Below are 13,607 nucleotides of genomic sequence, written 5' to 3'. Positions count from 1 at the left end.
ACACAGGGGCCCCCTTTCGCGTACGGTAGACGGCTGCTCGATTGGGCAGCTGCACGTCCGGAAAGGGGCCTCGGTGGCCGACGTACGCGACCGTGAGATCAGCGTCGAACAAGAACATCTCGACCAGGTCTACCGGCGTCTCGAGGAGAAGATCCACGAGGCCGAGTTCCTCATGACCGACGCGGCCAAGCGCTCCCAGGTCGGCACGCCGGGCGCGCTGGCCGAGCGTGACGCCCAGGTGTTCCGCGCGGGAGTGCATCTCAACCGCCTCAACAACGAGTTCGAGGACTTCCTCTTCGGGCGCATCGACCTGCTGCTCGGCAAGGACGGCAAGAAGGGCCCGGACGGCGCGTACACGTCGGTCGAGCCCGCCGAGGACGCCGTCAGCGAGAACAACACCGCCGAGATCGCCGAGACCCTGCACATCGGCCGCATCGGCGTCCTGGACGCCGACTACTCCCCGCTGGTGATCGACTGGCGCGCCCCGGCCGCCGCGCCGTTCTACCGCTCGACGCCGGTCGACCCGGGACGTGTCGTACGCCGCCGGGTCATCCGCTCCAAGGGCCGCAAGGTCCTCGGCGTCGAGGACGACCTGATGCGCCCGGAGCTCAAGGCCACCCTGGGCGGTCAGTCGTTGCCGGTCATCGGTGACGGCGCCCTGATGGCGGCGCTCGGTCAGGCCCGCAGCCACACGATGCGGGACATCGTGGCGTCGATCCAGGCCGAGCAGGACATGGTGATCCGGGCGCCCGCCGCCTCGGTGACGTACGTCGAGGGCGGCCCCGGCACCGGCAAGACCGCCGTGGCCCTGCACCGCGCGGCGTACCTCCTCTACCAGGACCGACGCCGGTACGCGGGCGGCATCCTCATCGTCTCCCCGACCCCGCTCCTGGTGGCCTATACGGAGGGCGTGCTGCCCTCGCTGGGCGAGGAGGGGCAGGTCGCCATCCGCGCGGTGGGCGAGCTGGCCGACGAGGCCGCACCCGAGGGGGCGACCGTCTACGACTCTCCGGCCGTGGCCCGGGTCAAGGGCTCGTCGCGGATGCTGAACGTCCTGCGGAAGGCCGCACGGGGCGCTCTGGAGGGCGGTACGGGCACGACGGCGAAGCCCGCCTCCCAGGACGGCCAGCTCGCCTTCGGGGACGACGACGAGGACGACGCGCCCCAGGCTCCCGCCGAGACCCCCACGCGCCTCCGTGTGGTGGCCTTCGGCCGCCGCCTGGAGCTGGAGGCCGACGCGCTGGGCCGCATCCGGCGCAACGCGCTCAGCGGCACGGCCCCCGTCAACCTGCTGCGCCCGCGCGCCCGCAAGCTCCTCCTGGACGCCCTGTGGTCCCAGTCCGGCTCCGCGGGCCGGCACAGCGACCCGGAGTTGGCCGCCGAGCTGCGCTCGTCCTTCGACGAGGACATCACGTCCGAGGACGACTTCATCCGCTTCCTCGACGCCTGGTGGCCCGAGCTCACACCGCGCGCCGTGCTCGCCGCGATGGGCGACGAGCGGCGCCTGGGCCGCTGGGCGCGCCGCGTCCTGAACCCCGGCGAGGTCCGCAAGGTCGCTCGCTCCCTCAAGCGCGACGCCCTGTCCGTGCACGACGTGGCGCTCCTCGACGAGCTCCAGTCGATCCTCGGCACGCCGCACCGGCCCCGCAAGAAGAAGGATCTCGACCCCCTCGACCTGCTCACCGGGCTCGAGGAACTGATGCCGCAGCGCGAGGAGTCCCAGCGCGAACGCGCCGAGCGGCTCGCCGCGGAGCGCACCGAGTACGCGCACGTCATCGTCGACGAGGCGCAGGACCTGACCCCCATGCAGTGGCGCATGGTCGGCCGCAGGGGCCGGCACGCCACGTGGACGATCGTCGGCGACCCCGCCCAGTCCTCGTGGTCCGACCCGGACGAGGCGGCGGCCGCCCGCGACGAGGCCCTGGGCAGCCGCCCGCGCCGCCGCTTCACCCTGACCGTCAACTACCGCAACCCCGCGGAGATCGCCGATCTCGCCGCCAAGGTGCTCGCGCTCGCGATGCCGGGCTCCGAGTCCCCGTCAGCCGTACGGTCAACCGGCGTGAAGCCTCGCTTCGCCGTCGTACGGGACAAGGACCTCGGCGCCTCGGTGCGCGAGGAGGCGGCCCGGCTGCTCGACCAGGTGGACGGCACCGTCGGCGTCGTCGTGGCGATGAACCGCCGCGAGCAGGCGGCGCGCTGGCTCGCCGGGCTCGGCGACCGGGTCGTCGCCCTGGGCAGCCTGGAGGCCAAGGGCCTGGAGTACGACGCGACGGTGGTCGTCTCGCCCGCGGAGATCGCGGACGAGTCCCCGGCGGGCCTGCGGGTCCTGTACGTGGCGCTGACCCGGGCCACGCAGCAGCTGACGGTCCTGTCGGGTGAGCGCGACGAGCCGGACGCGGCAGGCGTGCCGGACCTGCTCCGCGAGTGAGGTCCCGGCCTGCTCTTCGAGTGTGGTCCCGGCCTGCTCCGCGTATGACTTCGGAGACTTCTCGGGACGGGAATTGCCTTACGGGGATCGTTTGTTACCGTTGATGTGGCACCGGCCCGATCCAAGCCCCCGGGCCCAACCATCGTCGCTACGAGCGACCACTTGCCGCGAGGCGAGCATGGCGGGTCGGTGTCACTGAGCGTCAGGAAGAGGCCCCCGTCACCACGTGACGGGGGCCTCTTCCGGCTTTCAACCACCGGTTTCCGTTTGCCCCTACCGACCGCCTCCAACTTCTCGTATGGTGGAAACCGGTTTCCGAAAAGCTGGTGAACGAAAAGTTCGCAATCCGAGGCGGCTACCACGTACTCAGTGGTAGGTGCGACCATCGGACGGCAAGAGCAACACGGTGAAAGCAGAGGAAGTCGGCCATGGCAACGGCGCCCAGCGTCTCCTACTCGAACACGGTCCGGTTGGAGGTGCCGGCGAGCGGCACCGCGGTCTCCCAGATCACCACGGCCGTCGAGTCCCACGGAGGCTCGGTGACCGGCCTCGACGTCACGGCGTCCGGCCATGAGGCACTCCGGATCGACGTCACGATCGCGGCGACCTCCACGACGCACGGCGACGAGATCGTCGCGCAGCTGCGCACCATCGAGGGCGTCACCGTCGGCAAGGTCTCCGACCGTACGTTCCTGATGCACCTCGGCGGCAAGATCGAGATGGCGTCCAAGCACCCCATCCGGAACCGCGACGACCTCTCCATGATCTACACCCCGGGCGTGGCCCGCGTGTGCATGGCGATCGCCGAGAACCCCGAGGACGCGCGCCGCCTCACCATCAAGCGCAACTCCGTTGCGGTCGTAACGGACGGGTCGGCCGTCCTCGGGCTCGGCAACATCGGCCCGAAGGCCGCGCTGCCCGTCATGGAGGGCAAGGCGGCCCTCTTCAAGCGCTTCGCCGGCATCGACGCCTGGCCGCTGTGCCTGGACACCCAGGACACGGACGCGATCGTCGAGATCGTGAAGGCGATCGCCCCCGGCTTCGCGGGCATCAACCTCGAGGACATCTCGGCGCCGCGCTGCTTCGAGATCGAGGCCAGGCTCCGCGAGGCCCTGGACATCCCCGTCTTCCACGACGACCAGCACGGCACCGCGATCGTCGTGCTCGCCGCGCTGACCAACGCACTTCGCGTGGTGGGCAAGGGAATCGGCGACGTACGCGTCGTCATGTCCGGTGCGGGCGCGGCCGGTACGGCCATCCTCAAGCTGCTCATCGCCGCGGGCGTCAAGCACGCCGTCGTGGCCGACATCCACGGTGTCGTGCACGCGGACCGCGAGGACCTCGTGGACGCCGCGCCGGACTCGCCGCTGCGCTGGATCGCCGACAACACCAACCCCGAGGGTGCACGCGGCACCCTCAAGGAAGCGGTCGTCGGCGCCGACGTCTTCATCGGCGTCTCGGCTCCGAACGTCCTGGGCGCCGAGGACGTCGCGGCCATGGCCGACGGCGCCATCGTGTTCGCGCTCGCGAACCCCGACCCCGAGGTCGAGCCCACGGTCGCCCGCCAGACGGCGGCGGTCGTGGCCACCGGCCGCTCGGACTTCCCGAACCAGATCAACAACGTCCTGGTCTTCCCCGGCGTCTTCCGCGGTCTGCTCGACGCCCAGTCGCGCACCGTCAACACGGAGATGATGCTGGCGGCGGCGGGCGCCCTCGCGGACGTCGTCGCCGAGGACGAGCTCAACCCGAACTACATCATCCCCAGCGTCTTCAACGACAAGGTCGCGGGCGCGGTCGCCGATGCGGTGCGCAGCGCGGCGAAGGCCGCCGGGGTGGCTGTGACAGGCGCCACGGCCCAGTAGTACGGCGCGTCGCGGAACGCAGGGCCCTCAAAGGCCCTCTAGGGTGGCGTGGAAGCGCGCCCCCGACTGCCACCTTGCCAGGGGCGGTGAAGCTTTTCGTGTGACCCGAAGGGGCCCGGATTGGCTTTCCCGCCGCAGGTGGGGGCAGGATGCCTTTCTGGGCGCGAGGGTCCGGATGACGGACCCGGGTCCGGGGCCTGACCGAGGACCCTGGCAGCATCGGCTTCGCTGTGCCCATCATGCGGCCCCGCCGCGTGGCACGCCTCAACGGCAAGAAGAACACGGGAGTACAAACATGAACCGCAGTGAGCTGGTGGCCGCGCTGGCCGACCGCGCCGAGGTGACCCGCAAGGACGCCGACGCCGTGCTGGCGGCGTTCGCCGAGACCGTCGGCGAGATCGTTGCCAAGGGCGACGAGAAGGTCACCATCCCCGGCTTCCTGACCTTCGAGCGCACCCACCGTGCCGCTCGCACCGCCCGGAACCCGCAGACCGGCGAGCCGATCAACATCCCGGCCGGCTACAGCGTCAAGGTTTCGGCGGGCTCCAAGCTCAAGGAAGCCGCCAAGGGCAAGTAGCCTGAAGCAGCAATCAGAAGGGGCGGTCACCCACCGGGTGACCGCCCCTTCTCCATGTCCGTACGGCTGGTGAAGCGTCAGCCGAGGGTGGCCCTGCCCGGCAGCTCCACCTTCGCGCCGAGCTCCACGAGCTTGTCCATGAAGTTCTCGTAGCCGCGGTTGATCAGGTCGATGCCGTGGACGCGGGACGTGCCCTGGGCCGCCAGAGCGGCGATCAGGTACGAGAAGCCGCCGCGCAGGTCGGGGATGACCAGATCGGCGCCCTGGAGCTTCGTGGGGCCGCTCACGACCGCCGAGTGGAGGAAGTTGCGCTGTCCGAAGCGGCAGTCGGAGCCGCCGAGGCACTCGCGGTAGAGCTGGATGTGTGCGCCCATCTGGTTGAGCGCGGAGGTGAAGCCGAGGCGCGACTCGTAGACCGTCTCGTGCACGATCGACAGGCCCGCGGCCTGCGTCAGGGCGACGACCAGGGGCTGCTGCCAGTCCGTCTGGAAGCCGGGGTGCACGTCCGTCTCCAGGGCGATCGCGTTGAGCGAGCCGCCCGGGTGCCAGAAGCGGATGCCCTCGTCGTCGATCTCGAAGGCACCGCCCACCTTCCGGTAGGTGTTCAGGAACGTCATCATCGACCGCTGCTGGGCGCCGCGGACGTAGATGTTGCCTTCGGTCGCCAGGGCCGCGGAAGCCCAGGAGGCGGCCTCCAGGCGGTCCGAGAGGGCGTGGTGGTTGTAGCCGCCCAGGCTGTCCACACCGGTGACCCTTATGGTCCGGTCGGTGTCCATCGCGATGATCGCGCCCATCTTCTGCAGTACGCAGATGAGGTCTTCGATCTCGGGCTCGACCGCGGCGTTCGAGAGCTCCGTGACGCCCTCCGCGAGCACCGCGGTCAGCAGGACCTGCTCGGTGGCGCCCACGGACGGGTACGGCAGCTGGATCTTCGTGCCTCGGAGCCGCTGCGGGGCCTCCAGGTACTGGCCGCCCTCGCGCTTCTCGATGGTCGCGCCGAACTGGCGGAGCACCTCGAAGTGGAAGTCGATCGGCCGGCCGCCGATGTCGCAGCCTCCGAGGCCGGGGATGAAGGCGTGCCCGAGGCGGTGCAGGAGCGGCCCGCAGAAGAGAATCGGGATCCGCGACGACCCGGCGTGGGCGTCGATGTCCGCGACGTTGGCGCTCTCCACGTGCGAGGGGTCCATGACCAGCTCGCCCGGCTCCTCACCGGGGCGTACCGTCACGCCATGCAGCTGCAGGAGTCCGCGTACGACGCGCACGTCGCGGATGTCTGGGACATTGCGCAGCCTGCTCGGAGCGCTGCCGAGCAGCGCGGCGACCATGGCCTTGGGCACGAGGTTCTTCGCGCCGCGGACACGGATCTCGCCCTCCAGCGGGGTTCCGCCGTGGACAAGCAGTACATCGTCGGTGACGGTCATGAATCTCGCGTTCCGATTGGATGGACGGGTGGACCAAAGGGCAAGCGTAATGGGCGCGTACCCCCCTTCCGTAAGGCTGAGGACGCGTAAACCGCGTCAGGAGTCCGTGACAACACGAGCCGTTCGGAACCGGACACTCCGGGTCACCGCCCAAAGTGTGCGCTCCGGCCGCCTCAGTGCGCCCTGAGCTGCATTCACTCCGGTAAGGCCATTGCCTCCCCTCGCGGGGCAAAGATGCGGGATCATGTCGTTCATGACCGAGGTGTCCTCGCTCACAGGGCGGCTGCTCGTGGCTACGCCTGCCCTGGCGGACCCGAACTTCGACCGCGCGGTGGTGCTGCTCCTCGACCACGACGAGGAGGGCTCGCTCGGCGTGGTCCTCAACCGGCCCACGCCGGTGGACGTCGCGGACATCCTCGAGGACTGGGGCGAGCTGGCCGGCGCGCCGGGCGTCGTCTTCCAGGGCGGCCCCGTCTCGCTCGACTCGGCGCTCGGCGTGGCGGTGATCCCCGGCGAGGAGGGGCCCGCCTCCGGCGTGAGGGCGCGGCAGGGCAGAGGGGAACCCATCGGCTGGCGCCGCGTGCACGGCGCGATCGGCCTGGTCGACCTGGACACACCCCCCGAACTCCTGGCCCCCGCGCTCGGCTCGCTACGGATCTTCGCCGGGTACGCGGGCTGGGGCCCGGGCCAGCTGGAGGACGAACTGGTCGAGGGCGCCTGGTACGTGGTCGAGTCCGAACCCGGCGACGTCTCGTCCCCGGCCCCGGAGCGGCTGTGGCGCGCGGTGCTTCGGCGACAGCGGAGTGAGCTGGCGATGGTGGCCACTTATCCGGACGACCCGTCGCTGAACTGAGGGGCCCTCGGGGCGTAGCGTTCGTAGCCCAGTGCGCCCCCCGCCCGGCTCGTAGCTGCCGTGTGCAGGGCATGAACGTGCAGGAGATGTGAGGGGAGGTCGGGGGAATGCCCGATTCTGATCTGGCCGTCGACTATGAGTTGCTCAACAAGTCGGCGAAGCAGCTGGGAGCTGGGTGCCATTCGGAGTGAGCCGCGGCCGGCAGGCGCGCGAGAACGGGAATCCCGGCACGTGTGGCGTCTCAGCCTCTGTCTGGGAGCCATGAAGGTGATCCTGCTGCTGGGGCTGCTGCGTCTGTTCGCCGGTCCGATGAGTGAGGACTTCCTGGGAGATGAGCTGCTTCCTCCGCCCACTTGGGAGTGGTCCCTGTGCGCTCTCACTCCAGGTCTTCTGATCTATCTGGCTAGGAGTCCAGAGGACTGGGAGGCGCTGAGGGGTGAGCGCACCATGATTCAGGTCGCGCTCTGTCTTTATCTTCTCTACGCGTTGTCTTTCGCCATCGTCCAGAATGTCTTGATCCTCTGGATCGCCGTAGCCGCATGCCTCGCCGGGTTCGCAGGCATGTGGCACCTCAACCGCAAGGAGCGGCTTCGTGCCGGCTGAGTCGAGCCGGTCGGCAGGGCAGATCGACCGGCAGGGCCCAGTTACCGGCTACCGCATCACCCTCCCCGACCAGTGGGCCCAAGTCCCTCTGCGGCAGGGCACGGAGGAGGCTATTCGCCGGATCCTCGACGACGCTTACGCCCGCGTCCCCGCCGATGCGCCGCCGGACAAGATCGGCCCTTACAAGCGTGAACTGGAACGCCACTTTCGGGAAGCCGTTGCCCAGGCGGTGAAGAGCAAGGCCCTGGACCTCTACCTGCCGGTCAGGCCGTTGGGGGAATTCAGCATCGGGGCATCGATCCTCGTCTCCGAAAGCCTCCTGGCCCTCGCGGTCCGCCGGGGCAGTCCCCGGGACGAGCTGGCCGAGGTCCTCGTCGAATGGTTCGACGCCCTCATGGCGAATTTCCGCTGGAGGCGGGGATGAGCGAGTACTTCTGGGCCATCCTCGACATCGAGCACGTCGATCCCACGCCCTGGGTGATGGTCCCGCCACGGTCCGGGCTGACGGCTCCCTCGTCCGTCTGGGAGGACATCCGCGCCTGGTCCCGGGAGGTCGCCGAGGAGCTGTGGGAGGACCACGACCTCGACCCGGGCCCGAACGGCGTGGACTTCGTCGCGGGCACCCTGGAGCGCTGCGCCGAGGCGTTCGCGCCGGCTGGCTCGGATCACTGGGTCTTCCTCCATCTCGATCAGCCCACCGACCTGCCGCTCCCGGTCTGTGCGGCGATCGGACCCGCTTCGGGCCCTCGTGAGGCGACCCTCCGTGCCCTCACGGAGGCGGACGACCCGCGGGCCATCGAGCCCGCGGTGGTGAAGAGCATCAGGTCCGAGAAGCTGGGTGAAGGGCTGACCACCTTCCGCTACGTGCCGCAGACCGACTCGCCCCACCTGCTGGGTTGCGTCCGCTATGGCTGGCAGGTGGACGAGCCCAAGGCGGACGTCGTCGTATGGACGGCCACCGAAGATGTCGCCCACCTCCTGCGGGCCGCCGACGACCTTGAGGATCTGGCGCGGTCGCTGTCGGTCTATGTTGTTGCGTGAGGTCCGGTGGCCGGGGCGAGGAAGTAACGCTCCGCCAGTGGGTGTGCTTCGTGGGTTGGGATGGCCAGGTGTACCGGCACCTGGGGTGCGTTCTTCAGGCGTACGTAGCGCAGGTTGGGGTGGCTGTGTCTGCGGGCCACCGGTTCCGGGGCCACGCCCACGCCGTGGCCGGCCGCCACCGCCTCCAGCCATTCGTCGAAGTTGTCGGCGGTGCAGGCGAGTTCGGGCTGCGCGTCACGCGGCCACAGGCCGGGGTGCGTGGTGCCGGTGACGGTGTTCACGACCAGGGGGAGCCGCGCGAGCTCCGTCCAGTCCACGACGCGGCGCCCCGCGAGTTCGGCCGCGCCGCGTGCCACCACCGCGATGCGGGGCTCGTGCAGGAGTACGCGGGTGCGCACGGCCGCGCCGGGCGGGATGTCTCCTCGTACGACCGCGACGTCGCAGGCGCCCGAGGTGAGGCCAGCCAGGAGGGTGTCGCGCCGGACCAGGCGGATGCCAGCGCCGGTCGCGGCCTCGAAGGCGGCGTTGCGGGTGGCGCAGGCTTCCGGGAGCAGGGAGATGAACCCGAGGCGCAGGAGCGGGGGTTCGCCGTGGGTGACCTCGCGCAGGGTGGCGTCGAGGCGTTTGAGGAGCGGTCTGAGTTCCTCGCGCAGGCGGCTGCCCGCTTCGGTGAGTTCCACGCGGCGCGTGGTGCGGGTGAGCAGACGGGTGCCGAGTGCCGTCTCCAGGGCGCGGATGGTGCGCGTGAGAGCCGGCTGGCCCGTGCGCAGGGCGTCCGCGGCGTGCGTGAAGCTCAACTCGTCGGCCACGGCGAGGAATCCGCGGAGGTGGCGGAGGTCGATGGAGGCGAGGCCGTCGGCCGGAACATGATCCATGCCGCCCCAGCATAAATAGCCTCCGGGAGGCATTTCCCCGGGGTCGCGGAAGCTGCCTACGTTTCCCGCTCCGCGGCTCGCGAGCCGCACCGTACGAGCAGGGAGCGGGTGTGTCGCTGTGCGCAAGATCTGGCTGCTGATTCTGGGGGCCTTCACGCTGGGGCTCGACGCCTATGTGATGGCCGGGCTGCTGCCGGTGGTGGCTCGGGATCTGGGGACGACCGTCTCGCTCGCGGGGCAGATGGTCACCGTCTTCACGCTCGCGTACGCGGTGAGCGCGCCGCTCGTCGCCGGGCTCATGTCCGGCGTACGACCCCGGATGCTGATCATCGCCTCGCTCGGCGTCTTCACTCTCGGCAACGGGCTCACGGCTCTGGCGCCGTCGCTGGCCGTGCTCCTCGCGTCCCGCGCGGTCGCGGGCGTCGGCGCGGGGGTCTACTCCGCGCTCTCCACCGCGGCAGCGGCCTCCCTCGTCCCCGAGCGGCGGCGCGGGCGGGCGCTCGCGCTGGTGATGGGCGGGATGAGCTCGGGGACGGTGCTGGGTGTGCCGCTGGGCGTGCTGCTGGCCGAGCGGTCCGGCTGGCGCGCCACGATGTGGGTGGTGACCGGGCTCGGGGCGATCGCGCTCATGGGGCTCGCCGTGTGGCTTACGCAGGTTCCGGCGGAGCCGCCGGTGCCGGTACGCGCACGGCTCGCGGCGCTGACGGACCGCGCGGTGCTGCCGGTGGTGGGGGTCTCGTTCCTGGCCGCGGTGGCGAGCCTGGGCCTCTACACGTATCTGGCCCCGGTCCTGTCGGCGGCGGGCGGCGTGGGGGAAGCGTGCGTCGCTCCTTACCTGTGGGCGTGGGGGATCGGCGGAATCCTGGGCAGCGTCCTCGCGGGCCCGCTGGTGGACCGTACGGGCCGGGTGGTCACCCTGGTGGCGGGCGTCCTGCTGGTACTGGTGCTCGCGGAGGCGGCACTGCCGCTGCTCGGCGCGGCGGCGTTCCCCGCCCTGGTGTTGTGGGGTGCGGCGGGCTGGGCACTCCAAGTCCCGCAGCAGCACCGGCTGCTGGCTCTGCGGGCGGAGCGGGGCACGGTGGCCCTGGCCCTGAACAACTCGGCGTTGTACCTGGGCAGCGCGGTCGGTTCCGGCCTCGCGGGCCTGGCGCTGGCGGCCGGGCTCCCGGCGCAACGGCTGCCGTGGCTCGCGGCCGCGGTGGCGGCGGCCGGGCTCGTGCTGCATCTCGCGGGGGCGCGGGTGCGGGCGCGGCGGGGCGCGACGGGGACGGAGTCTGGCGGGGCGGAGCCTGGCGGGGCAGAGGGAGAGGGTGCCCGGAAGGCGGCGTGCGGGGCGGTGTGAGGGCCGGGCCCGGTGCGGGGCGCGGCGGCCGTGCTCCTTCGTGTCCCGGGCGGTGGCGGGCATCGGCGCGGGGGTCTACTCCGCGCTCTCCACCGCGGCAGCCGCCTCCCTCGTTCCCGAGGAGCGGCGCGGGCGGGCGCTCGCGCTGAATGCGGGCGGGGTGAGCTCGGGGACGCCGCTGGGCGGGGTGCCCACCGGGCGGACAACTGCGTTGGGCTTGTCCGCATGGGCCATGCGGACCAGATGGCTCGACCGGTGATCGGTCGGTTCCGCCCTCTCACCCTCCCCCCCCGGGAGGCCCGCCCCGGCACGGACGCTGCCCGCACGCCGTGGGCGTAGGTACCCTTGGATGCCATGAGCACTCTTGAGCCCGAGCCCGAGCGCGGGGCAGGTACGGGGACCCTCGTTGAGCCGACGCCGCAGGTGTCGAGCGGTGACGGTGACCACGAGCGCTTCGCGCACTATGTCCAGAAGGACAAGATCATGGCCAGCGCGCTCGACGGTACGCCCGTCGTCGCGCTCTGCGGCAAGGTGTGGGTGCCGGGTCGCGACCCGAAGAAGTACCCCGTCTGCCCCATGTGCAAGGAGATCTACGAGTCCATGAGCGCCGGTGGCGACAAGGACAAGGGCGGCAAGGACGGCAAGGGCGGCGGCAAGAAGTAGCCCCCCTGTAGCCCCCTGCGGGATCCATGACCCTCTTCGCCGAGGGGCGTTGCGTGTGCCGCAACGCCCCTTTTGCGTTGTGCAATCGCGTGGCAGATTCGCCGCATGACCTTTGAGCAACTGATCCCCGCGCCGATCAGTACCCGTTGGGTACCGCCCACACAGGGGCTCTTTCCCCTGGACGACGAGACCGTGCTCCACGCGCAGCCTGGCACCGAGGGTGTCGCGCGGTGGCTGCGCGACACGGTAGGAGCAGCGACGGGGCTACCGCTTCCGGATGGAGAGAACGACAACGGGATCGTGCTGGGGGTCGACCCCGCGCTGGCGGACGAGGCCTACCGCATCGTCGTCGACGGCCACGCGATCCGCATCGATGGCGGCAGCGCCGCAGGCGTCTTCTGGGGCGCGCAGACCTTCCGGCAGCTGCTCGGGCCCGAGGCGTTCCGGCGGGCCCCGGTCGACCGGGAGCGGCAGTGGACCGTACCCATGGTCGTCATCGAGGACAGCCCCCGCTTCCGCTGGCGCGGAATGATGCTCGACGTGGCCCGGCACTTCATGCCCAAGGACGGCGTCCTGCGGTATCTCGATCTGCTCGCCGCCCACAAGCTGAACGTCTTCCACTTCCACCTCACCGACGACCAGGGCTGGCGCATCGAGATCAAGCGCTACCCCAAGCTGACGGAGGCCGGTTCGTGGCGGCCGCGCTCGAAGTGGGGCCACCGCGCGTCCGAGTTGTGGCACGACACCCCGCACGGCGGCTTCTACACGCAGGACGACATCCGCGAGATCGTCGCCTACGCCCATGAGCGGCACATCGCCGTCGTACCGGAGATCGACATCCCCGGACACTCGCAGGCCGCCATCCACGCCTATCCCGAGCTCGGCAACACCGATGTTGTGGATACCTCCTCACTCGGCGTCTGGGACACCTGGGGCGTCAACCCGAACGTCCTCGCCCCGACCGAGAACACCCTTCGCTTCTACGAGGGTGTGTTCGAGGAGGTGCTCGAACTCTTCCCCTCCACCTTCATCCACGTCGGGGGAGATGAATGCCCCAAGGACCAGTGGAAGGCGTCGCCCACCGCGCAGGCCCGCATCAAGGAACTCGGCGTCGGCGACGAGAACGGGCTGCAGAGCTGGTTCATCCGGCACTTCGACACCTGGCTGACCGAGCGCGGACGCCGCCTCATCGGCTGGGACGAGATCCTGGAGGGCGGCCTCGCGGACGGCGCCACCGTGTCCTCCTGGCGCGGGTACGGCGGCGGGATCGCGGCGGCCAAGGCCGGTCACGACGTCGTCATGTGTCCCGAGCAGCAGGTGTACTTGGACCACCGTCAGGACGCCGGCCCCGACGAGCCCGCGCCCATCGGCTTCGTCCGCACCCTGGAGGACGTCTACCGCTTCGAGCCGCTGCCGCCCCAGCTCACCGCCGAGGAGGCCCGCCACGTCCTCGGCACCCAGGCCAACGTGTGGACCGAGGTGATGGAGTACCACGCACGTGTGGATTACCAGGTGTTCCCGCGCCTCGCCGCGTTCGCCGAGGTCGCCTGGAGCGCGCTCCCGCCGTCCGCCGAGCGTGACTTCGCCGACTTCGAGCGGCGAATGACCCCGCACTACGCGCGACTTGACGCACTCGGCGTCGACTACCGCCCGCCCGGCGGCCCGTTGCCGTGGCAGAAGCGCCCGGGGGTGCTCGGACGCCCGATCGACGGGGCGCCCCCGAACGTGTGAGGCGCACCCCATAGTCCGTGTGTCGGACCGCCCGCGCTGAGAGCGTGGGCGGCCTGACCAAAGCCGTACAAGGGTCACCGAAGAGTGGCAATTCCCGCTGACCGGCGAGGGCGTGTGAAAACGGCACATCCCCCAGGTCTGCGGACGAATGGCTCCTAGCGGACCCCCGCGCCGGGGGCCGGGGAAGATGTGCCAGAGTTGCCACGTCCGG

Annotated in this window: 12 protein-coding genes; 10 read left to right on the top strand and 2 right to left on the bottom strand. The window is 70.7% G+C overall.

Annotated elements, in window-relative coordinates; genetic code table 11:
* Positions 1-73: 73 nt before the first annotated feature.
* The 3 genes from ABXJ52_RS14270 (at position 74) to ABXJ52_RS14260 (ending at position 4,867) form a co-directional block, all read left to right on the top strand.
* On the top strand, positions 74-2,428 hold the full coding sequence (locus ABXJ52_RS14270; protein WP_367042400.1) for a UvrD-helicase domain-containing protein: 2,355 nt from the start codon (positions 74-76) through the stop codon (positions 2,426-2,428).
* 428 nt (positions 2,429-2,856) lie between these two features.
* Positions 2,857-4,290, top strand: a complete 1,434-nt coding sequence (locus tag ABXJ52_RS14265) for an NAD-dependent malic enzyme (protein ID WP_367042398.1) — start codon at positions 2,857-2,859, stop codon at positions 4,288-4,290.
* Positions 4,291-4,585: 295 nt separating this feature from the next.
* Complete coding sequence (locus tag ABXJ52_RS14260; RefSeq protein ID WP_016645140.1) at positions 4,586-4,867, top strand: HU family DNA-binding protein; 282 nt, start codon at positions 4,586-4,588, stop codon at positions 4,865-4,867.
* A 77-nt stretch (positions 4,868-4,944) separates the two neighbouring features.
* On the opposite strand, the gene murA is transcribed toward ABXJ52_RS14260, so the two are convergent.
* Positions 4,945-6,288: a UDP-N-acetylglucosamine 1-carboxyvinyltransferase gene (gene murA, locus ABXJ52_RS14255; protein WP_367042395.1), complete on the bottom strand. Its 1,344-nt coding sequence runs from the start codon at positions 6,286-6,288 to the stop codon at positions 4,945-4,947.
* Between the two features lie 244 nt (positions 6,289-6,532).
* Between murA and ABXJ52_RS14250 the strand changes: the two genes are divergently transcribed.
* The 4 genes from ABXJ52_RS14250 (at position 6,533) to ABXJ52_RS14235 (ending at position 8,785) form a co-directional block, all read left to right on the top strand.
* Positions 6,533-7,141 carry a YqgE/AlgH family protein gene (locus ABXJ52_RS14250; protein ID WP_367042393.1) on the top strand — a complete coding sequence of 203 codons (609 nt, stop codon included), beginning with the start codon at positions 6,533-6,535 and terminating at the stop codon, positions 7,139-7,141.
* A 261-nt stretch (positions 7,142-7,402) separates the two neighbouring features.
* Positions 7,403-7,744, top strand: a complete 342-nt coding sequence (locus ABXJ52_RS14245) for a hypothetical protein (protein ID WP_367042392.1) — start codon at positions 7,403-7,405, stop codon at positions 7,742-7,744.
* A complete protein-coding gene (locus ABXJ52_RS14240; protein ID WP_367042390.1) occupies positions 7,734-8,168 on the top strand; it encodes a hypothetical protein in 435 nt (144 codons plus the stop codon). The genes ABXJ52_RS14245 and ABXJ52_RS14240 overlap by 11 nt, the downstream gene beginning before the upstream one ends.
* On the top strand, positions 8,165-8,785 hold the full coding sequence (locus ABXJ52_RS14235; protein WP_367042388.1) for a hypothetical protein: 621 nt from the start codon (positions 8,165-8,167) through the stop codon (positions 8,783-8,785). Before ABXJ52_RS14240 ends, ABXJ52_RS14235 begins: the two co-directional genes overlap by 4 nt.
* Here the strand turns inward: ABXJ52_RS14235 and ABXJ52_RS14230 are convergent.
* Positions 8,770-9,660: a LysR family transcriptional regulator gene (locus tag ABXJ52_RS14230; protein WP_367042386.1), complete on the bottom strand. Its 891-nt coding sequence runs from the start codon at positions 9,658-9,660 to the stop codon at positions 8,770-8,772. The two genes, ABXJ52_RS14235 and ABXJ52_RS14230, sit on opposite strands and share 16 nt — an antisense overlap.
* A gap of 118 nt (positions 9,661-9,778) precedes the next feature.
* Here ABXJ52_RS14230 and ABXJ52_RS14225 point away from each other — a divergent pair, with 118 nt between their 5' ends.
* From ABXJ52_RS14225 to ABXJ52_RS14215, 3 genes are all read left to right on the top strand, one after another.
* Positions 9,779-11,002 (top strand): MFS transporter, encoded by a 1,224-nt coding sequence (locus tag ABXJ52_RS14225; RefSeq protein ID WP_367042383.1) that lies wholly within the window; start codon positions 9,779-9,781, stop codon positions 11,000-11,002.
* A 354-nt stretch (positions 11,003-11,356) separates the two neighbouring features.
* Positions 11,357-11,665 (top strand): DUF3039 domain-containing protein, encoded by a 309-nt coding sequence (locus ABXJ52_RS14220; RefSeq protein ID WP_160505308.1) that lies wholly within the window; start codon positions 11,357-11,359, stop codon positions 11,663-11,665.
* A 105-nt stretch (positions 11,666-11,770) separates the two neighbouring features.
* Complete coding sequence (locus tag ABXJ52_RS14215; RefSeq protein ID WP_367042382.1) at positions 11,771-13,396, top strand: beta-N-acetylhexosaminidase; 1,626 nt, start codon at positions 11,771-11,773, stop codon at positions 13,394-13,396.
* Positions 13,397-13,607 lie beyond the last annotated feature (211 nt).

It is taken from the genome of Streptomyces sp. Je 1-332 (assembly GCF_040730185.1).
Lineage (GTDB): Bacteria > Actinomycetota > Actinomycetes > Streptomycetales > Streptomycetaceae > Streptomyces.
This window is presented reverse-complemented; position numbering and strand designations above follow the sequence as displayed.